The organism is [Flexibacter] sp. ATCC 35103, from assembly GCF_001975985.1.
GTDB lineage: Bacteria > Bacteroidota > Bacteroidia > Flavobacteriales > Flavobacteriaceae > Flavobacterium.
This window is the reverse complement of the sequence record NZ_MTQF01000003.1, coordinates 238616-259457: the sequence shown is the minus strand read 5'-3', so window position 1 is coordinate 259457 and position 20842 is coordinate 238616. Positions and strand designations below refer to the sequence as shown.

At 32.1% G+C, this 20842-nt stretch carries 21 protein-coding genes; 20 read left to right on the top strand and 1 reads right to left on the bottom strand.

The features are described from left to right. Positions 1 to 109: 109 nt before the first annotated feature. The gene (locus tag BXU01_RS05445) at positions 110 to 1162 is read right to left on the bottom strand and encodes a ferredoxin--NADP reductase (RefSeq protein WP_083692071.1); all 1053 of its coding nucleotides are present in this window, start codon (positions 1160 to 1162) and stop codon (positions 110 to 112) included. Positions 1163 to 1290: 128 nt separating this feature from the next. Between BXU01_RS05445 and BXU01_RS05440 the strand changes: the two genes are divergently transcribed. From BXU01_RS05440 to rbfA, 20 genes are all read left to right on the top strand, one after another. Next, positions 1291 to 2751 (top strand): DUF5687 family protein, encoded by a 1461-nt coding sequence (locus tag BXU01_RS05440; RefSeq protein WP_083692070.1) that lies wholly within the window; start codon positions 1291 to 1293, stop codon positions 2749 to 2751. An 89-nt stretch (positions 2752 to 2840) separates the two neighbouring features. Further along, complete coding sequence (locus BXU01_RS05435; protein WP_083692069.1) at positions 2841 to 3536, top strand: ABC transporter ATP-binding protein; 696 nt, start codon at positions 2841 to 2843, stop codon at positions 3534 to 3536. A gap of 88 nt (positions 3537 to 3624) precedes the next feature. After that, positions 3625 to 6243 carry a tetratricopeptide repeat protein gene (locus tag BXU01_RS05430; RefSeq protein ID WP_083692068.1) on the top strand — a complete coding sequence of 873 codons (2619 nt, stop codon included), beginning with the start codon at positions 3625 to 3627 and terminating at the stop codon, positions 6241 to 6243. Positions 6244 to 6245: 2 nt separating this feature from the next. Further along, positions 6246 to 6656, top strand: coding sequence for a polymer-forming cytoskeletal protein (locus tag BXU01_RS05425; protein WP_056243714.1), 411 nt, complete (start codon positions 6246 to 6248; stop codon positions 6654 to 6656). Then, complete coding sequence (locus tag BXU01_RS05420; RefSeq protein WP_083692067.1) at positions 6622 to 6849, top strand: AtpZ/AtpI family protein; 228 nt, start codon at positions 6622 to 6624, stop codon at positions 6847 to 6849. Before BXU01_RS05425 ends, BXU01_RS05420 begins: the two co-directional genes overlap by 35 nt. A 56-nt stretch (positions 6850 to 6905) precedes the next feature. Continuing rightward, a complete protein-coding gene (locus tag BXU01_RS05415; protein ID WP_083692066.1) occupies positions 6906 to 7298 on the top strand; it encodes a hypothetical protein in 393 nt (130 codons plus the stop codon). Positions 7299 to 7417: 119 nt separating this feature from the next. Then, positions 7418 to 8587: a F0F1 ATP synthase subunit A gene (gene atpB, locus BXU01_RS05410; protein WP_055096817.1), complete on the top strand. Its 1170-nt coding sequence runs from the start codon at positions 7418 to 7420 to the stop codon at positions 8585 to 8587. A 33-nt stretch (positions 8588 to 8620) separates the two neighbouring features. Further along, on the top strand, positions 8621 to 8818 hold the full coding sequence (gene atpE / locus BXU01_RS05405) for an ATP synthase F0 subunit C (protein ID WP_008465835.1): 198 nt from the start codon (positions 8621 to 8623) through the stop codon (positions 8816 to 8818). Positions 8819 to 8907: 89 nt separating this feature from the next. Further along, positions 8908 to 9408, top strand: a complete 501-nt coding sequence (locus tag BXU01_RS05400) for a F0F1 ATP synthase subunit B (RefSeq protein WP_083692065.1) — start codon at positions 8908 to 8910, stop codon at positions 9406 to 9408. A gap of 4 nt (positions 9409 to 9412) precedes the next feature. After that, entirely contained in the window at positions 9413 to 9946 is a 534-nt protein-coding gene (gene atpH, locus BXU01_RS05395) for an ATP synthase F1 subunit delta (RefSeq protein ID WP_083692064.1), read from the top strand. A gap of 38 nt (positions 9947 to 9984) precedes the next feature. Further along, the gene (gene atpA / locus BXU01_RS05390) at positions 9985 to 11562 is read left to right on the top strand and encodes a F0F1 ATP synthase subunit alpha (RefSeq protein ID WP_053472983.1); all 1578 of its coding nucleotides are present in this window, start codon (positions 9985 to 9987) and stop codon (positions 11560 to 11562) included. 90 nt (positions 11563 to 11652) lie between these two features. Continuing rightward, entirely contained in the window at positions 11653 to 12513 is an 861-nt protein-coding gene (gene atpG, locus BXU01_RS05385; RefSeq protein WP_055096825.1) for an ATP synthase F1 subunit gamma, read from the top strand. Positions 12514 to 13099: 586 nt separating this feature from the next. Beyond that, positions 13100 to 13546: a GNAT family N-acetyltransferase gene (locus tag BXU01_RS05380; RefSeq protein ID WP_083692063.1), complete on the top strand. Its 447-nt coding sequence runs from the start codon at positions 13100 to 13102 to the stop codon at positions 13544 to 13546. Between the two features lie 93 nt (positions 13547 to 13639). Continuing rightward, complete coding sequence (locus BXU01_RS05375; protein WP_083692062.1) at positions 13640 to 15100, top strand: lipopolysaccharide biosynthesis protein; 1461 nt, start codon at positions 13640 to 13642, stop codon at positions 15098 to 15100. Positions 15101 to 15149: 49 nt separating this feature from the next. Next, positions 15150 to 15584, top strand: a complete 435-nt coding sequence (dut, locus tag BXU01_RS05370; RefSeq protein WP_083692061.1) for a dUTP diphosphatase — start codon at positions 15150 to 15152, stop codon at positions 15582 to 15584. 253 nt (positions 15585 to 15837) lie between these two features. Next, entirely contained in the window at positions 15838 to 16854 is a 1017-nt protein-coding gene (locus BXU01_RS05365) for a sugar phosphate nucleotidyltransferase (RefSeq protein ID WP_083692060.1), read from the top strand. A 48-nt stretch (positions 16855 to 16902) separates the two neighbouring features. Then, positions 16903 to 18255: a lipopolysaccharide assembly protein LapB gene (locus BXU01_RS05360; protein WP_083692059.1), complete on the top strand. Its 1353-nt coding sequence runs from the start codon at positions 16903 to 16905 to the stop codon at positions 18253 to 18255. 14 nt (positions 18256 to 18269) lie between these two features. Next, the gene (locus BXU01_RS05355) at positions 18270 to 19049 is read left to right on the top strand and encodes a DUF4292 domain-containing protein (RefSeq protein ID WP_083692058.1); all 780 of its coding nucleotides are present in this window, start codon (positions 18270 to 18272) and stop codon (positions 19047 to 19049) included. A 23-nt stretch (positions 19050 to 19072) separates the two neighbouring features. Further along, a complete protein-coding gene (locus tag BXU01_RS05350; RefSeq protein WP_083692057.1) occupies positions 19073 to 20353 on the top strand; it encodes a murein hydrolase activator EnvC in 1281 nt (426 codons plus the stop codon). A 96-nt stretch (positions 20354 to 20449) separates the two neighbouring features. Further along, a complete protein-coding gene (gene rbfA, locus BXU01_RS05345; protein ID WP_055097718.1) occupies positions 20450 to 20842 on the top strand; it encodes a 30S ribosome-binding factor RbfA in 393 nt (130 codons plus the stop codon).

Below are 20842 nucleotides of genomic sequence, written 5' to 3'. Positions count from 1 at the left end.
GTCGCAGTCGCAGTCGCAGTCGCATTTCTCATAACCGTATATAAAAAAAGGGTTTGCATTGCAAACCCTTTTTTTAAAACTGCGACTGTAAACTGCGACTTAAAACTCTCTACACATCATCATAATCTACATAAATAGACTCAGATGTTGGGTGTGCCTGACAAGTTAATATTAAACCTGCAGCGATTTCTTTATCTGTCAAAATTGAGTTTTTAGTCATTTCGGCAGTTCCGGAAGTTACACGAGCAAGACAGCTGCTGCAAATTCCGCCCTGGCAAGAATATGGAGCGTCGATTCCTTGTTTCAGTGCCGCATCTAGTATGGTTTGTTTTTGAGACATTTCGAATGAAACTTCGTCATCATCTACTAAAACTGTGATTTTTGTATGTCCTTCAAGTGAAGTTTTTATTTCGTTTTCCTGAGATGAAGAAGTAAAAAGCTCAAATTTAATTGCTGATTCTTTTACGTTTTTCTCCTTTAAAATCGCAGATACGGTATTGATCATTTCTTCTGGTCCGCACAAGAAAAACTTATCAAATTGTAATTCTTTGTGTTTGTTATTCAAAACAAAATTAACTGCAGATTTCTCGATTCTTCCAAACAAAGCATTTTCGGCTTTAGCCTGACTAAAGACATAATGCACGAAAAAACGACCTACATATTGCAATTGTAAATCATGTAATTCCTGGTAAAAAATAGTTTCTTCAGGAGTTTTATTTCCGTAAACCAATACAAATGAACTTTTTGGTTCACTTTTTAAAACAGATTTTATGATCGAAAGTACAGGAGTAATTCCGCTTCCGGCAACAAAAGCCGCATAATTTTTTTGTTTTTCAGCGTCTGGTTCAAAAGTAAAAATTCCTTCCGGATGACCTACTTCCAGAACATCGCCTGCTTTAAGTCTTGTATTTGCAAATTGAGAAAATAACCCGTTTTTTACTCCTTTTACAGCAATTCTTAATTCGCCGCTTTCAGGTGCAGAACAAATAGAATAAGCACGACGAATCTCTTGATTATCAAGAGTTAATTTTAAGTTTATGTATTGTCCGGCTATAAATTTATAGTCTGGTTTTAGTTCTTCGGGAACATTAAAAAGTACAGAAACGGCATCAGTAGTTTCACGTTTTACCTCTTTAATTATAAGTTTTAAGAATGAAGGCATGATTGTATATTTTATGCAAAAGTAGCAAACGGAGATTAAATGTCAGGCACGAAATTATTATTTTTAACTTTTTTTGTAACGTTTGGTTACATTTGATCTCTTACTACAAAACTGAAAACCAAATAACCATGATTAAAAAGTTTATTTATTTAGAATGGAAGGCTTTTACAAGATCTGCATCGTTTGGTGCAAATGTGGCCATGAAAATTTTAATTGGTTTTTTGATGGTTTATTTCTCGGTACTTTTTATCGGAATGGGAGTTGGAGCATTTTACGTATTAAGAAAAATGAATCTCGAACCTTTATCAACTATCAATCAATTTCTGATTTATTATTTTTTATTTGATCTCGTAGTTCGCTTATTAATGCAGGCAATTCCGGTATTGAACATTAAACCATTGTTGATTTTACCTTTCAGAAAATCAACAATTGTACATTTTTCGTTAGGCAAAACTGCTTTGTCGTTTTTTAATTGGGTTCATGCTCTTTTTTTTATTCCATTTTCTATTGTATTAGTTCTGGAAGGTTATGATATTTTGGGAGTTGTTTTTTGGCTTTTGGCAGCATTCTCCTTAATATATATCAATAATTTTTTGAATATAATTTTAAGTAATATCGACAAATTATTTGTTGTTTTTATTGGGTTAATTCTTGTATTAGCTGCTGCTCAATATTATAAAGTATTTGATATTACGATATTTACGGCGCCTTTTTTTCTTGGATTTTACGAGATAAAAGGAATGTTTTTAATACCGGTTTTGGTATTAGCCGGATTGTATTTATTTAGTTTTAAATATTTCAAAAATAATTTGTTTTTAGATGCCGGACTTTCTAAGAAAGAGGATATTGCTACAACCGAAAATCTTTCCTGGCTAAATCAATTTGGGACTTTAGGGACTTTTCTTAAAAATGATATCAAATTAATCAAAAGAAACAAACGCTCAAAAACCACTATATTCATGAGTATATTCTTTTTGTTTTACGGATTCATTTTTTTCGGGAACACACATCAGCCAGAAGTGATGCATATTTTTGCAGGAATATTTGTTTCCGGAGGCTTTTTATTTGTGTTTGGTCAATTTGTTCCAAGCTGGGATAGTTCATATTACCAATTAATGATGACACAAAATATTCCGTATCGTGGTTATATTACTTCAAAATGGTGGCTTATTGTTATTGCAACAATTGTTTCAACGATTATAGCTTCGTTCTATCTTTTTTTTGGATGGGAAATCTATCTAACCATTGTAGTTGGTGCCATTTATAACATTGGAGTAAACTCACATTTAGTTCTTTTAGGCGGAGCATTTACAAAAACGCCAATCGATTTAAGTACTGCTGGAGGGGCTTTTGGAGATAAAAAAGCCTTTAATGTTAGTGCGATGTTATTGACATTACCAAAAATATTATTGCCATTAGGACTTTATGCCATTGGACTTTATTTAGGAAATAAAACCATTGGATTATCATTAGTTACAGGTGCTGGAGTTTTAGGTTTTGTTTTTAAGGACAAGGTATTTTCATTAATCGAAAAAAGATATAAAATCGAAAAATACAGTACGATAAGTGCTTATAAACAAAAGAATTAATTAGAGAATGTGTCAATTTGATAATAAGATAATTTTTATCAGATTGAAATCAAATTAACGGTTAACCAAATCAATTAAACGAAAAGATAATGATACAAGTAAATCAACTTTCAAAAATATACAACGGAACCACAGTTTTAAATATTAATAATCTTGAAATTCCAAAAGGACAAAGCTTTGGTTTAGTGGGAAATAATGGTGCAGGAAAAACAACTTTTTTCAGTTTGTTATTAGATTTAATTCAGCCTTCGACAGGAAATATTACAAGCAATACGATTCAGGTAAATACAAGTGAGAACTGGAAATCTTTTACCGGATCTTTTCTTGATGAAAGTTTCCTGATTGGGTATTTGACTCCTGAGGAATACTTTTATTTTATTGGAGATTTAAGACATCAGAACAAAGCAGATATTGATGCTTTGTTAGCGCAGCATGAAGAGTTTTTTAATGGTGAAATCCTGAATAATAAAAAATATTTAAGAGACCTATCAAAAGGAAACCAGAAAAAGGTGGGGATTATTGCCACACTCATAGGAAATCCTGAAGTAGTTATTTTAGATGAACCCTTTGCAAATTTAGATCCGACAACCGTGAGCAGATTAAAAAAAATAATAAAAGATCTGGCTGAAAATCCAAATGTTACCGTACTGGTTTCCAGCCATGATTTACAGCATACGGTAGAGGTTTGCGATCGAATTGTGGCACTTAATAAAGGTGAAGTAGTAAAAGATATTCAAACTTCAGAAGAAACCTTACAAGAACTGGAATCGTTTTTTGCAGTATAAATATTCTATATTTCAAAAAGAAGCGTATTTTTACAAGTCAATATACTAAAAGTCCATTTTAGAAGTTAATTGATTTAAACTCTTTCTATTGAAAAACAATACTCTTAAATATAGTTTTTTTCTTGTCTTTTTGTTTCTTTTGATAGCATGTTCTACCAAGAAAAACACTTTTCTGGCTAGAAATTCGCATGCCTTAAGTACAAAATATAACATTTTGTATAATGGCGGAATTGGTCTTGATAAAGGATTAAAATCTATTCAGGCAAACAATCAGGATAATTTCTGGAAGTTGCTGCCTATAGAAAAAATGCAAATCGACGAAAATTTTTCCGGAGAAGAAAAGGCTAAAAATCCTGATTTTGAAAAGGCTGAAACGAAAGCTACAAAAGCCATTCAGAAGCACTCGATGAATATTGGCGGAAGAGAACGCAATTCACAAATTGATGAAGCATATTTAATGCTCGGAAAGGCCAGATACTATGATCAGCGCTTTATTCCTGCGCTTGAGGCGTTTAATTATATTTTGTACAAATACCCAAACAGCAGTAATATTTATACAGCAAAAATCTGGCGTGAGAAAACCAATATGCGTTTAGGAAATGATGCTATTGCCTTAAAAAACATTAAGCTTTTATTAAAAAACACAGATCTTAATAAACAGACTTTTTCAGACGCAAATGCTTTGTTAGCAGAAGCTTTTTTAAATTTAGAAGAAAAAGACAGTGCTATTGCCAAACTTCGGGTTGCGGAACAATTTACAAGAATAAATGAAGACAGAGCCAGATACCGTTTTATTCTGGGACAGATGTATCAGGAAGCAGGCAAAAAAGACAGTGCAAATTATTTTTATGATGGCGTAATTGATATGAATCGAAAAGCTGATCGTAAATATATGATGCATTCGTATGCTAAAAAGGCTGAGATGTTTGATTATGAAAACGATAATAAACAACTGTTCCTTAAGGCTTTTAATAAATTAGTTACAGACCGCGAAAACAGGCCTTATTATGATATCCTTTTTTATCAAATGGGAGTGTTTTATGATAACTACAAGGTAAGAGACAGCGCTTTAATATTTTATAATAAATCATTGTCAAGACAATCAAAAGATCCTTATTTGGTTGCTTCCAGTTATAGAAATATAGGAAATATGTATTTTAAAGATACTGATTATACAATGGCTGCTAAATATTATGACAGTACATTAGTAAAATTAGATCCTAAAACAAGAGAGTTTGCTTTTATTCAAAAAAACAGAAAAAATTTAGATAACGTAATTAAATACGAAGGTATAGCAAAACGAAATGATAGTATCATTAAGGTATACGGTTTACCAGCACCTGATCGAAAGTTATATTTTGAAAGTTATATTGCGGAACTTAAAAAGAAAGACGAAGCAAAAAGTATTTTAGAAGAAAAAGAAAAGGAAAGATTAGCGAATATTGACCGTAATACAAATACAGGTAATTCACCAACGGCCGTAAATCCTAATGCAATAGGAAAAAGTGATCCTGGAGTAGGAGCATTTAATCCTCCCGCAGGAAACGAGACCGCCGCTGCAAGTACTTTTTATTTTTATAATCCAACAACAGTTGCCTACGGAAAATTACAGTTCAAAAAACTGTGGGGTAATAGAACTGTAGGAGGAAATTGGAGAATGGCAGCAGTAAAATCTGCGAATAATGCAGCACTGAATGATACCATAAATAATGATCAAGATTTAGTAAACACGATAAAAGACTCTGTTATTGTTGAAAAATATACAACAGATTTTTATGAAAAACAGCTTCCAAAAACACAGGCTTCTATAGATAGTATTGGAGTAGAACGTAATTTTGCATACTATCAATTAGGACTGATTTATAAAGAGAAATTTAAGGAGTATAATCTGGCCAGTGAAAAATTAGAGCAATTATTAAGAAATAATCCTGAAGAAAAATTGATTCTTCCTTCGATGTATAATTTGTATAAAATATATCAAATTACAAATCCTGCCAAAGCTGAAGCTGTCAAGTTTGATATTACTACAAAATACCCAAATTCCAGATATGCACAGATCCTAAATAATACCAATTCAGAAGATTTAGCATCGCCGGATAAGGAATATAAAAAATGGTATAAATTATATCAGGAAGAGCATTTTGATACTGTTCTTGATAATATTGATAATTTGATCAATCAATATGCCGGAGATGAAATTGTTTCAAAATATGAATTGCTGAAAGCAAATACTTTAGGAAAAGTAAATGGTTTGGCAGCCTACAAAAAAGCATTAGAATCTGTAGCAGATGATTACCCTAATAGTGATGAAGGTAAAAGTGCCAGGGAAATTCTGGAGAAACAAATACCTGCTTTAGAAAAGCTTGATTTTACTGCTGTTGATGGTAAAAGCTGGAAAATTTTATATTTAGTTCCTAATAACGATTCTAAAACACTTAAAAATATTGAAGAAGCAATCAGAGTATTTTTATTAGTTGAAAATTTCGAAAGATTAACAACTTCTCTTGATAAGTATAATAAAACCGAAAGCTTTGTAGTTATTCATGGTATAAAATCAGAGGCATATGCCAGAGACGTTTCAGGAGTTTTAAGAGATGATAAAAAATATAAAATCTCACATCCGTCTATTATTATATCAAGTGATAATTATAAAGTAATTCAAATCAAAAAAAATCTAGAAGCTTATTTAGCTCCTAAAAATCCATAAGCATGTTTGATAAAGTCAAAAAAAACGGAACAGAACTTCTAGGAAAAACGAATAGAATTGTAGAAGGAACTTCGATAGTAGGAGATATTGTATCAAAGGCAGATTTTAGATTAGATGGAGAGTTAATAGGAAACTTTACTTCTCAGGGAAAACTGGTTATAGGAGTATCCGGAATTGTAAAAGGTGAAATTGTTTGCAACAATGCTGATATAGAAGGAGAGTTTCAGGGTAAAATAAAAGTATTAGAAGTCCTTAATATAAAAGCAACAGCGCGTATTCATGGAGAAGTCGCTGTTGGAAAACTGTCTATAGAACCAGGAGCAGATTTTACAGCTACCTGTACTATGCTTACAAATAATAAAGAAGTAACTGTAAAAGATGGAAAAGGAGCCGAACAAAAACAGAAGGAATAAATGGTTACCATTAATTAATATTCCTGTTCAAATGGGAATAATTATTTTTTTATTCTCTTATTTCGGTAGTTGGCTGGATGAAAATCATCCCAGTCCAAAAGTGTATTACAACCCAATTTTTGTAATGCTTGGTGTTGGGCTTGCCTTATATAATGTAATTCGCCAGGTTAACGATATCAATAAAACAAAGTAATTTATGTTTTAAAGCAACTTTAAATAAATGTTGCATCTTTGCAAAAAATATTTCAAATGCTTTTAAAAAATTACAAACCTATTTTCCATTTATTCATTTTTGCTTTGGCAGCATATATTTTGCACAAAGCAGCTTTTTTAGTTTTAGAGTTAAATACTCAAAACTTTTATTATAGTTTAGAATTTTTGTATTTGATTTTCTTCGGACTTTCGGCTTTATTATACCTTATATTATTGATAGTAAAAAAGAAGAATTTTGAAATTGTCGGAATGGCATTTTTATTCGGGACATTTACACAAATGCTATTAGGATATTTAATTTTAAGACCTATTCTGGAAAACAAATCAGGAGAGGTTATGATTGAAAAAGTGAGTTTTTTTATAACATTTATTTTATTTTTGTTATTTGAGACGCTTTTAACTGTCCGATTATTAAATGAAAAGCGTTAAAATAAGGATTCTGTAAAACAAGGTTCAAAAATAATTTTTCATATCCTTTTGAATATTAATAAAAAATGTACCTTTGCACCAAATTTTAGAAACGTAAAAAAATAAGATTTTTAACAGATATGGTGATTTCCAACAAACCGCTCAAATTTATTCTTGCAGCTTTAGTAGCTTGTTCTCCAGTAATGAGTTTTGCAAATTCAGAGAATGACTCAACGCATGTACAGACAGAGGCTGCTCATGAAGAGAAAGTAATTTCACATAATGCTCCTGTAGAAGGTGAGCATGAAGCTCTTGATCCAAAAGCAAAAGTGGATGCTTTTATTGATCATCACTTACAAGATTCTCATGATTTTGTTTTCTTTTCAGACGAAAAGGAAAATAAACATTATGGTTTTTCATTGCCTGTAATCCTTATTGACGGAGGTTTGAAAATTTTCTCATCTTCAAAATTACACCACGGTGAAGAAGTTGCAGAAGTTGATGGAAACTTCTACAAACTTGTTCATGGTAAAATTTACAAAACAGATGCTGCCGGTACCATTACTTTTAATGAGCACGGACATCCTGAAAACGAAAAACCATTAGATTTTTCTATTACAAAAAATGTAGTGTCAATGCTTTTTGTTGCAGTACTATTATTTATAATGTTTACTGGTTTAGCAAAATCATATAAAAAAGGACCAATCCCAACTGGATTTGGAAGAGTATTAGAACCGCTTATTATTTTCATCAGAGATGAAATCGCTGTTCCAAATATTGGTGAGAAAAAATACAGAAAATATATGGGTTACTTATTAACCGTATTTTTCTTTGTGTGGTTGTTAAACTTATTAGGTATGACTCCACTAGGAATTAATGTTACAGGAAATATTGCAATTACAGTTTGTTTAGCAGCATTTACTTTTATCATTACACAATTCAGTGCAAACAAAGATTATTGGGGACACATTTTCTGGATGCCGGGAGTCCCTGTGCCAATGAAAATTATTTTAGCTCCAATTGAAATCTTAGGAACATTAACAAAACCATTTGCATTATTAATTCGTTTGTATGCAAATATTACTGCAGGTCACGTAGTAATTATGAGTTTGATTGCAATGATCTTTGTAGGTAAAAATTTAGCTGCAGATTTGCCAATCTCTATGGGATTAACATTATTTATTTCGGTTATCGAAGTTTTAGTTGCATTTTTACAGGCGTTCATTTTCACAATGTTATCATCATTGTTTATTGGTATGGCTGTTCAGGAGCATGATCATCACCACGCTGATGAGAATGTAATTATCTAATTTAGAAGTTTAATTTTATATATATAAATAGTTATGGGAACAATTCCAACTTTAGTAGGTGCTGGATTAGTAGTAATCGGAGCAGGTTTAGGTTTAGGTAAAATCGGTGGATCTGCTATGGACGCTATTGCTCGTCAGCCAGAAGCTGCTGGTAAAATTCAAACTGCGATGATTATTATCGCGGCTTTATTAGAAGGTTTAGCATTTGCTGCTTTAATCTTAGGAAAATAATAAAGAAAGAAATAACAACATCTTTAACGGTTGGTTAAAGGTGTTGTTACTTTTAAAAAAAGAAATTAAATATTTAATATAGTTATAAAATGGATAAGTTAATTAACGATTTTTCATTCGGTTTATTCTTTTGGCAAGCTTTAATCTTGTTGGTTTTAATTTTACTTTTAGTAAAATTTGCCTGGAAACCAATTATGGAATCTATTACTGCAAGAGAAGAGGGTATTAAAAATGCATTACTTTCTGCTGAAAACGCAAAGAGAGAAATGGAAAATTTACAAGCTGACAATCAAAGAATTTTGAATGAAGCTCGTGCAGAACGTGACGCGATGCTTAAAGAAGCTCGTGAAATGAAAGAGAAAATGATTGCTGATTCTAAAAACGAAGCACAAGAAGCTGGTCAAAAAATGATCGAGCAAGCGAAAGCTGCTATCGAAAGTGAAAAAAATGCTGCTATGGCTGAATTGAAATTACAAGTTTCAACTTTATCATTAAGCATTGCTGAAAAATTGTTGAAAGAAGAATTATCTAACAAAGAATCTCAGACTAAATTAGTAGAGAAAATGTTAGGTGACGTAAAGTTAAACTAAGATTATGGCAAGTACAAGAGCAGCAATTCGTTATGCAAAAGCAATTCTGGACTTAGCAAACTCTAAAGGTGTTGCCGAAGCAGTTAATAACGATATGAAGTCAATTGCAACAGCAATTGAAACAAATCAAGAATTGAGTACCTTTATTCAAAATCCAACTACAAAAGTTGAAATTAAGGAAAGTGCTCTTTTAGAAGTTTTTGCAGATGTAAATGGCGTAACCAAAGGTTTGTTTCATTTATTATTTGAAAACAAAAGATTCGAAATTTTAGAAGCAATTGCTTTAGAATATAAAAAATTATTTGATGAAAGTAATGGTGTTGAAGTAGCAAAAGTTACAACAGCAATTCCTATGGATGATGCATTAGAAGCTAAAGTTTTAGCTAAAGTTGCAACATTATCAGATAAAAAAATAACAATAGAAAATATCGTAGATCCATCAATCATTGGAGGATTTATTTTAAGAATAGGTGATCAACAATACAATGCATCTGTTGCAAACAGATTGCAGGTATTAAAAAGAGAGTTAAGTAATTAGTTTTATTACACATAAAAGTGTCTAAATTATAAATTAAGATGGCGGAAATCAAACCTGCTGAAATTTCAGCAATATTAAGAAAGCAAGTAGAAGGTTTTGAATCTGGTGCTACGCTAGAAGAAGTAGGAACAGTACTTCAAGTTGGAGACGGTATTGCTCGTATTTACGGGCTATCGAATGTACAATATGGTGAGTTAGTTGAATTTGATAACGGACTTGAAGCTATTGTATTGAACCTTGAAGAAGACAATGTTGGTGTGGTACTTTTAGGACCATCAACTGGAATCAAAGAAGGATCAACAGCAAAAAGAACACAACGTATTGCATCTCTTAAAGTAGGTGAGCAAATGGTAGGACGTGTAGTAAACACTCTTGGTTTTCCAATTGATGGAAAAGGACCAATTGGTGGAGACTTATACGAAATGCCTTTAGAAAGAAAAGCACCTGGTGTTATCTTCCGTCAGCCAGTAACTGAGCCATTACAAACAGGAGTAAAAGCAGTAGATGCTATGATCCCGGTTGGTCGTGGACAACGTGAGCTTGTAATTGGTGACCGTCAAACAGGTAAATCAACTGTTTGTATCGATACAATCTTAAACCAAAAAGAATTTTACGATGCAGGAAAACCTGTATTCTGTATATATGTTGCAATTGGGCAAAAAGCTTCAACTGTAGCAGGAATCGCTAAAATGTTAGAAGAAAAAGGTGCAATGGCTTATACAGTTATTGTTGCAGCTAATGCTTCTGATCCAGCTCCAATGCAAGTTTATGCTCCTTTCGCAGGTGCTGCAATTGGAGAATATTTTAGAGATTCAGGTCGTCCTGCACTTATTGTGTATGATGATTTATCTAAACAAGCTGTTGCTTACCGTGAGGTTTCTCTTTTATTAAGAAGACCACCGGGACGTGAGGCATATCCTGGAGACGTTTTCTACTTACACTCTCGTTTATTAGAGCGTGCTTGTAAAGTAATTGCTGATGACGGAATTGCTAAAAACATGAACGATTTACCAGATTCTATCAAGTCTATCGTAAAAGGTGGTGGTTCATTGACTGCTTTACCAATTATCGAAACTCAGGCTGGTGACGTTTCTGCATATATCCCAACAAACGTAATTTCGATTACAGATGGTCAGATTTTCCTTGATGGAGATTTGTTCAACTCTGGAGTTCGTCCTGCTATTAACGTAGGTATCTCTGTATCTCGTGTTGGAGGTAATGCTCAGATTAAATCAATGAAAAAAGTTTCAGGAACTTTAAAATTAGATCAGGCTCAATTCCGTGAATTAGAAGCTTTTGCTAAATTTGGTTCTGACTTAGATTCAGTTACTTTAAACGTAATTGAAAAAGGTAAAAGAAACGTTGAGATCTTAAAACAAGGTTTGAATGATCCTTATACAGTAGAAAATCAAGTAGCTATTATCTACGCTGGTTCTAAAAACTTATTAAGAAACGTTCCTGTAAATAAAGTAAAAGAATTCGAAGCTGATTTCTTAGCTTACTTAAACAGTAAACATAAAGATACGCTTAACGCGTTGAAAGCTGGTAAATTAGATGATAACATTACTGATGTTATCGAAAAAGCAGCAAAAGAAATTTCAGCAAAATATAACTAATAAGATAATTCGTTAATTAGATAATTAGAAAATGTCTCAACATCATTCTAATTATCTAATTTTCAAATTGTCACATTTTCTAATTAATAGATGGCAAATTTAAAGGAAATCCGTAATAGAATTACTTCCGTTTCATCGACGATGCAAATTACATCGGCAATGAAAATGGTTTCTGCTGCAAAGCTTAAGAAAGCACAAGATGCAATCACTGCAATGCGCCCTTATGCCGAGAAATTAACGGAGTTGTTGCAAAATCTTTCAGCTACACTTGATGGTGAAGTAGGAGGAGATTACACAACACAACGTGAAGTAAAAAAAGTATTGCTTGTTGCTATAACTTCAAACAGAGGTTTGTGTGGTGCATTCAATTCTAATGTAATTAAAGAGATTAAGAATCGTACTGAATTTTATGCAGGTAAACAAGTTGACGTTTTTGCTATTGGTAAAAAAGGAAATGACGTTTTAAGCAAAACTCACAAAGTACACGGTCATCATAATGCAATTTTTGATCATTTAACTTTTGAAAATGTTGCCGGAATTGCTGATAATTTAACGGAGAAGTTCTTGTCAGGAGATTATGACAGAATCGAATTAATCTACAATCAGTTTAAAAATGCTGCGACACAAATCGTTCAAACAGAACAATTTTTGCCTTTAGCTCCAATTAAATCTGATGTACCGGTTTCTGGTGGAGATTATATTTTCGAGCCTTCAAAAGAAGAAATCGTGTTGACTTTGATTCCTAAATCATTAAAAACACAATTATACAAAGGTATTCGTGATTCATTTGCTTCAGAACATGGAGCACGTATGACAGCAATGCACAAAGCAACTGACAACGCAACTGAATTAAGAAACCAATTGAAATTGACTTATAATAAAGCACGTCAGGCATCTATTACTAACGAAATCCTTGAGATCGTTGGTGGAGCAGAAGCTTTGAACGGATAATTTATTCAAGACATACAAAAAAGACCCGATAAGTAATTATCGGGTCTTTTTTTATATAGCAGTTTTAGTTTTTTTGATATTAACTTATAAAATGGTGATTCTCAATTCAATCAAAACTGAGAATCAGTTACCATTTTATAAAATTATTGACAGATTTATCACCTCTGTTGTGCTTTGTCTTTTATGGGAACAAACTAGCTTTATCAGTCCCAATGCTCTGTTTTTTTTAAGGGTTACATATCAGCAGAATCAATCCCTGTGTGCTTTGTCTTTTATGGGAACAAACTAGCTTTATTAGTCCCAAGGCTCTGTTTTTTTGAGGGTTACATTTCAGCAGAATCAATCCCTTTGCTTTGTCTTTTATGGGAACAAACAAGCTTTATTAGTCCCAGGGCTTTGCTTTTTTTTGAAGGGTTGTATTTTAGCTTTGCTCATTCCCTTTGATACAAAGTTAGTACAGAAGTACTTGTGAAAATTTATATAATTTTTAAACTTTATTATAGATTTCACACACAGACTTAAGATTGAATTATATAACCGACAATTAAAAAAAATAAGTATTTTTGAAGTCTATTTTTTTATTGCAATGAAACTACAAGTAAAAGAGCTTATCACTATAGAATCAATGTTGGCTCAGATAGCAACTATGCGATTTCTTTACCCTAATTTGTCGGTAGAGAAATATGAAGCATATCTTTCTGAAATGGTGCCGCACAACTATATACAGATTGGTGTTTTTGAAGAAAATGTTTGTCTTGGAATTACAGGCTGTTGGTCAGCAACTAAATTATGGACAGGAAAATATCTTGAAATAGATAATTTTGTAGTAAATCCGGATCATCGTTCTAAAGGAATAGGGAAATTATTGACAGATTATGTCGAAAAAAAGGCTTTAGACCTGAATTGCAGTTCTATAGTTTTAGATGCTTTTACCGGAAATTTTGCTGCACATCGCTTTTACTACAATCAAGGTTACGGACCAAAGGGTTTTCACTTTGTTAAAATTCTTGACGAAAAAAAACTAACACAATAAAATTCACGCAAGTTTTTTTATTGAACCAACAAAATCAATAATAAACCAAAGAATTGGTTATTTTTGTTTTACAAACTTTATTATAAAATTATTTTGGGATTATATAAAAATCTGTTCAAACAAACTGCTATTTACGGACTAGCAACGGTATTGCCAAGAATGCTAAGTTTTTTATTGGTAAGATTGTATACCGGTATTTTACCAACTGCAGAATATGGCGAGGTTTCGATCGTTTTGTCATGGATGGTTTTCTTTAATGTGGTTCTTTCATACGGAATGGAAACGGCATTTTTTAGATTCTATAGTGCCGAGGATGACAAGAAAAATGTAATAGCAACTTCGACAATATCAATATTCTGGTCCTCAATTATTTTCTTATTTGCTGCTTTAATTTTTAGAAACACATTGGCAACTCTTGCCGAAGTTGATGTACAATATATTACCTATTCAGTTTGGATATTAGTTTTAGATGCTTTGGTATTAGTGCCATTTTCTAAACTAAGAGCCAATCAGAGACCAATGGTTTATGCCGCAATTAAGATTGGAAATGTAGTAATCAATATGTTGCTAAACTTTTTCTTTTTAATATACTTACCAAAACTTGCCGCTTCAAACCCTAATTCGGTTTGGGATAATCTATATGTTGAGAATTTCCAGATTGCTTATATTTTCATAGCAAATCTATTGGCGAGTTTAGCTACGTTTATAGTGCTTTCGCCGAATTATCTTTCCCTTGGAAGAAAATTTGATCCCGTACTTTGGAAGAAAATGATGAAATACGGTTTACCAATTTTGGTGGCAGGATTAGCCTTTGCAGTTAACGAACATTTTGATAAAATCCTTTTGGGATATTTATTACCTGAAAATCTTGCAAAATCTGAAGTTGGAGCCTATTCCGCTTGTTATAAATTAGGACTTTTTATGGTTTTGTTTGCAACAGCTTTTAGATTAGGAATTGAACCTTTCTTTTTTAGTCATGCTAAAAATGCAAATGCACCACAAACTTATGCAGTGATCACAAAATACTTTGTAATTTTTGGTTCATTGATTTTATTGGGAGTTATTGTATTTGCAGATGTTCTAAAATATCTTTTGCTTGACAATAAAGAATATTGGGAAGCCATGAAAGTAGTTCCGCTAATTATATTGGCAAACTTCTTTTTAGGAATTTATAACAACTTATCAGTTTGGTATAAACTGACAGATAAAACAAAAATTGGAGCATATATTTCGATTGTTGGAGCAATTGTAACATTGGTTTTAAACTATTTTTTAATTCCAAAATACAGTTACTACGGTTCAGCAATTGCAACTATTTCTGCTTACGGAAGTATGATGTTAATTTCGTATGTTTTAGGAAATAAATATTATCCAATACCATATGACATGAATAAAATTGGAGCTTATTTGGGAATTTCAATTGGGTTTTCGGCGATTTCCTTTTACGGATTTAGAGAGAATTATTTTGTTGGAATTCCGTTATTATTAGCATTCATGTATTTTGTGTATCACAACGAAAAAACAACAATCAAAGGAATTATGAATAGAAAGTAAAATTGAATTTAACCAAATTCGATTTGATTTTTAATCTTTTAAAATAAAAATGAAAATACAAATTATCAACAAATCACAACACGCATTACCAAACTACGAAACAATTGCTTCGGCAGGAATGGACTTACGTGCCAATTTAACCGAATCTATAACATTAAAGCCATTAGAAAGAACCATTGTAAAAACGGGACTTTTTATTGAATTACCAATAGGTTATGAAGCACAAGTTCGACCAAGGAGCGGTTTAGCTGCTAAAAAAGGAGTTACTGTTTTAAATTCTCCAGGAACTGTTGATGCCGATTATAGAGGTGAAATAGGGGTAATTTTAGTAAATTTATCAAATGAAGAATTTGTAATCGAAAACGGAGAAAGAATTGCACAACTAATTATTGCCCAACACGAAAGAGCCGAATGGATCGAAGTTGCAGAACTTTCTGAAACATCAAGAGGCGAAGGTGGTTTTGGGAGTACAGGTGTGAAGTAGTTTTCAGTCGCAGTTTTCAGTTTACTCACTTTGCGGTTAAATAGTTTTTAGTCGCAGTTACAGTAATCAGTTTACACGCTTTGCGACCTTAAAAATGAAATGAAAAACTTAGTGAACTTTGCGAATAATCCTTTGCGAGCTTTGCGGTAAAAATTTAAGTACAAAGAGAAAATAAATTAGCCTTTGAGGTTAAAAATTAAGAACCAAACTCAGGAGATTTTTTTTAATCTTCGAATAAAAATAAAAAGATAAAATGAAAATAATCGTTCCAATGGCGGGTCGGGGATCAAGACTAAGGCCACATACTTTAACTGTTCCAAAACCATTAATTCCTGTTGCAGGAAAATCTATTGTTCATCGTTTAGTCGAAGATATTGCTAAAATATTAAAAGAACCTATCGAAGAAGTGGCTTTTATTTTAGGAGATCCTGCTTTTTTTGGGGATGATCTTGTTACAAGTTTAGAAGAACTTGCTGGAAGTTTAGGAGCAAAAGCTTCAATATATCGTCAGGATTTACCATTAGGTACAGGTCACGCTATTATGTGTGCCAAGGAATCTTTATCAGGTCCTGCAGTTATTGCGTACGCAGATACTTTAATCAGAGCTGATTTTGAATTAGATCCTGCTGCTGATGCCGTAATTTGGGTAAAACAAGTAGAACAGCCGGAAGCATTTGGTGTAGTAAAATTAAATGCCAATAATGAAATTATAGAACTGGTTGAAAAACCAAAAGAATTCGTAAGCGATTTAGCCGTAATCGGAATCTACTATTTTAAAGAAGTTGGTGATTTGAAAAAAGAACTTCAGGGCGTTTTGGATAATAATATCCAGAATGGAGGAGAATATCAAATCAACGATGGTATCAAAGCAATGATGGCAAACGGTAAAGTTTTTAAAACCGGAAGCGTCGATGAATGGATGGATTGCGGAAACAAAGATGTTACTGTTGAAACGAATTCAAGAATGTTGGGTTTTTTACATAATGACGGAGAACATTTAGTTGATTATGATGTGAAATTAGAAAATTCAACCATTATTCCTCCTTGTTATATTGGCGAAAATGTAGTGCTGAAAAACGCAACAGTTGGACCAAATGTTTCAATAGGAAAAGGGTGTCATGTTATTGATAGTTCAATTAAAAATAGTCTGGTTCAAACCTATTCTCAAATAAAAAATGCTAACTTAGACAATGCCATGATAGGAAATCATGTTGTTTACGATGGTAAATTTACAAGTATCAGCATTGGTGATTATTCGGTTTTAGAATAAATTATAAGTTTAATAAATCCGTTTTTGTTTAAAGATTAAATTTTAGAGATGATACAAAAAGGAGTTATAGTGATTTTGTTTTTCGTTTTGCTTTGCAATCCAATTTCGGTTATGTCTCAAACAGAACCCGAAGATATTGCTATGGCAACGGATGAATATCAAGATGCTTTTTATGAATCTTTAAAACAAAAAGGAATTGAAAATTATGATAAAGCTATCACATCATTAGAAAAATGTGTAAGGCTAAAACCTAATGATGCCGTAGCTTATTTTGAATTAGGAAAAAATTATCTGTCGTTAAAAGACTATCGAAATGCACAGGATTCGTTTGAAAAAGCAACCCAATTAGATCAAAAAAATAAATGGTACTGGTTAGGAATTTACGATGTAAGTTACGAAACCAAGAACTATACTTTGGCAATTGAAACCATTCAGAAAATAATTGCTTTTGATGAAGAATACAAAGATGATTTGATTTCATTGTATATGATTACAAATCAATTTGATAAAGCACTTGTGACGATCAATGAAATGAATGATAAATTTGGAAAATCAGAAGATCGTGATCGATACAAATCACAGATTTTATCTCAGGGAAAATATCAAAATGCCGAAGCTGGAAATCTCATCGATCTGATTAAAAAGAATCCAAAAGAAGAATCAAATTATATCAATCTGATTTTTTTATATTCAAAATCTGAAGAAACAGATAAAGCTCTTGAAGTTGCAAAACAATTGGCAAAAGAAATACCTACATCAGAGTGGGCACAAGTAAGTTTGTTTAAAGTTTATATTGACGCAAACCAGGCAGATAAAGCCATTAAGGCGATGAATGTAATTTTGTCAAGTTCTAAAATTGATTCTAAAATTAAGCATCGTACTTTGAATGAGTTTTTGATTTATGTGAATAAAAATCCACAATATGCTTCTGATCTGGAAAAAGCAATTGCCTATTTTGACAACGATAAAGAGATTGATGTTGCAAAAGAAATAGGAAAATTTTATCACAGTAAAGGTCAGTTTGCCAATGCGATTAAGTATTATGAAAAAGATTTAAAATCAAATTCAGATACAGATCGTGAAACCAATTTGTTGTTACTGGAAGCTTATACGCAAGCAAAACAATTTGAACCAATGACAAAAAGAGCGATGAATATGATTGAAGTTTACCCAAGTCAGCCTCAATTTTATTATTATGCAGGACTAGGAAACAATCAGTTACAACAATTTAAAAACGCAAAAACCGTTTTAGAAATGGGACTCGATTATGTAGTCGATGATAAAACGCTTGAAGCAAATTTTAATATTCAGTTAGGAGAGGCATATAATGGTTTGGGAGATGCTAAGAAAAAAGAGGAATACTTTTTGAAGGCAAGTGAATTATTAAAGAAGAAAAAATAAAAGAGTAAACTCAGATGAAAAAATATATAGCAATAGTATTAGTAACAGCTTTTATGGTTTCTTGTAAATCAAAAGCAGTTGCAGTACAAAATAATGACACTAAAGAAGTTGTTGTAAAAGAAGACAAGAAAGCAATTGACAAACATTATGATAATAAGTTAGATTTTTCGACTTTATACATAAAAGCAAGTGCAAAATATGCGGATGAAAAACAAAGTCAGAATGTTACAGCAGAAATTAAAATAGAGAAAGACAAACAAATTTTAGTAAGTGTTCGTTTCTTGGGTATTACAATGGCAAAAGCCTTGATAACACCAACAGCAGTAAGTTACTACGAAAAAATAAACAGTACCTATTATGAAGGTGATTTTACTAGTTTAAGCAAATGGTTAGGTACTGAATTAGATTATAGCAAGGTTCAGAATTTGTTAGTTGGAGAAGCACTTGACGATTTAAGAAAAGGAAAATATACACAGACAATTGTAGAGAACCTTTTTAAGTTAGAAGATCAAAAAGAGGCAAACATAAAGAAATCTTTTTTTCTGGATGCAGATAAATATTTAGTGCAAAAAGAAGAGATTTCACAACCTTCAGAAAACAGATTGTTAGAAATTTTATATTCAGACAGCAAAGTTTTTAATCAGGGAACGCTTCCAACAAGTATTGAAATTAATGCAATTCAGCCAAAAGGAAAAACCAATATTAATCTGAATTATAATAATATTTCATTTAATGAAGAACTTTCTTTTCCTTATAGCGTACCAAGTGGTTATAAAAAAGTTATAATTAAGTAAATTTGCAAAAAGAAAACACAAACATGCCAAAATTTCTCCTAAGCCTAATTTTTATATGTGCCACTACATTTATGTGGGCGCAAGATTCGCAGCAAGAAAAACTTGAACAGCGTAAAGCTCAGATTCAGCAGGAAATTAGAGATAACGAAAAAATGTTACAGTCTGTAAAGAAAAAAGAAAAATCAGCAGTGAATGTTTTTTTGATTCAGGCCAATAAAATCAAACTAAAAGAGAAACTTATTAATACTACCGCAAAACAAGAAAAGCTTTTAAGCAATGATATGTACATTAACCAAGTGAAGGTTAATAAACTAAAAAAAGAACTTGAAGTATTAAAAGCAGATTATGCAAAGATGATTCTGAAATCCTATAAAAGCAGATCAGAGCAAAGCAGGGCTATGTTTATTTTATCTTCAGAGAGCTTTTTGCAAGCTTATAAAAGAGCTCAGTATCTAAAACAATATACTAATTTTAGAAAAAACCAAGGATTAGAAATTCAGTCTAAAACAGCAGAATTAGTAGATTATAATGCAAAGTTAGACGGTCAAAGACAAGTTAAGAAAAAGATTATTGCTGAAAATCAAAAAGAAAAACAAAGTCTGGAAATCGAAAAACAAGAGCAGCAAAAATTAGTTAATTCGATAAAAAAGGATAAAAATAAAATTATTGCAGATACAAGATCTAAACAACAGGAATCGAGAAGGATCGATGCCAAAATTAAGGACCTTATCCGTGAACAAATTAGATTAGCGAATCAAAGAGCCGAAGAAGAAAGACGTAAAAGAATCGCAGAAGGTAAAGCCAGCGAAGCAGAAAAAGCAGAAGCATCAGCACCCAAAAGTTATTCATCAGATAGGATTACTTTAACACCGGAAGGTAAAATTTTAGCTGCCGACTTTAAAGCAAACAGAGGAAAACTGCCTTGGCCAGTAGAAAAAGGATTTATATCGCTTGGTTATGGAGATCAGCCGCATCCATTATATCCAACACTTACCGTTCATAATTCAGGAGTAGAGATTACTACAGAACAAGGGGCAAGCGCACGTGCCGTATTTGAAGGAGTCGTATCAAAAGTTATAGCCTTGTCTCCCGTAAACAGAGCTGTTTTTATTCAGCATGGAGATTACTTTACCGTATATCAAAACCTAAGTCAGGTATCCGTTGATCAAGGTGACAAAGTAAAAGTGAAACAAGTCATTGGAAAAGTAAGAACAAGTGGAGATACCGGAAAAACAATCATTAAATTTTTGATTCTTCAAAATACAACAAACAACAATCCCGAAGGATGGTTACAAAACAGATAATAAAAGGGAGCTAAATAGCTCCCTTTTTTATGTTACAATTGTAATTGTTCAAGTGAAATTGTTAAGATTGAAATTTAAAAATAGTATTTTTGCACTATGGAAACAAATAGACAGAAAAAAATAGGCGGTGTCATCCAGAAAGACCTGGTTGATATTTTGCAAGGTGAAGTGAGAAAAAACGGAATTAGTAATTTGGTAATTTCGGTATCCAAAGTTAGTGTTACTTCAGATTTATCTGTGGCAACCGTATATTTAAGCATTTTTCCTCAGGATAAAGCCAAAGAAACTTTAGAAGGTATAAAATCAAACAGTACTTTAATTAAACACGATTTATCACAACGTGTACGTTTGCAATTGCGTCGTGTACCAAACCTTGTATTCTTTATCGATGACTCTTTAGACTATATCGAAAAAATTGATAATGCGTTATCAAACAGAGAAAACCCAATTGAAAATCGTGATCTTTTAGAAAAAAGAAGAAAATCATAA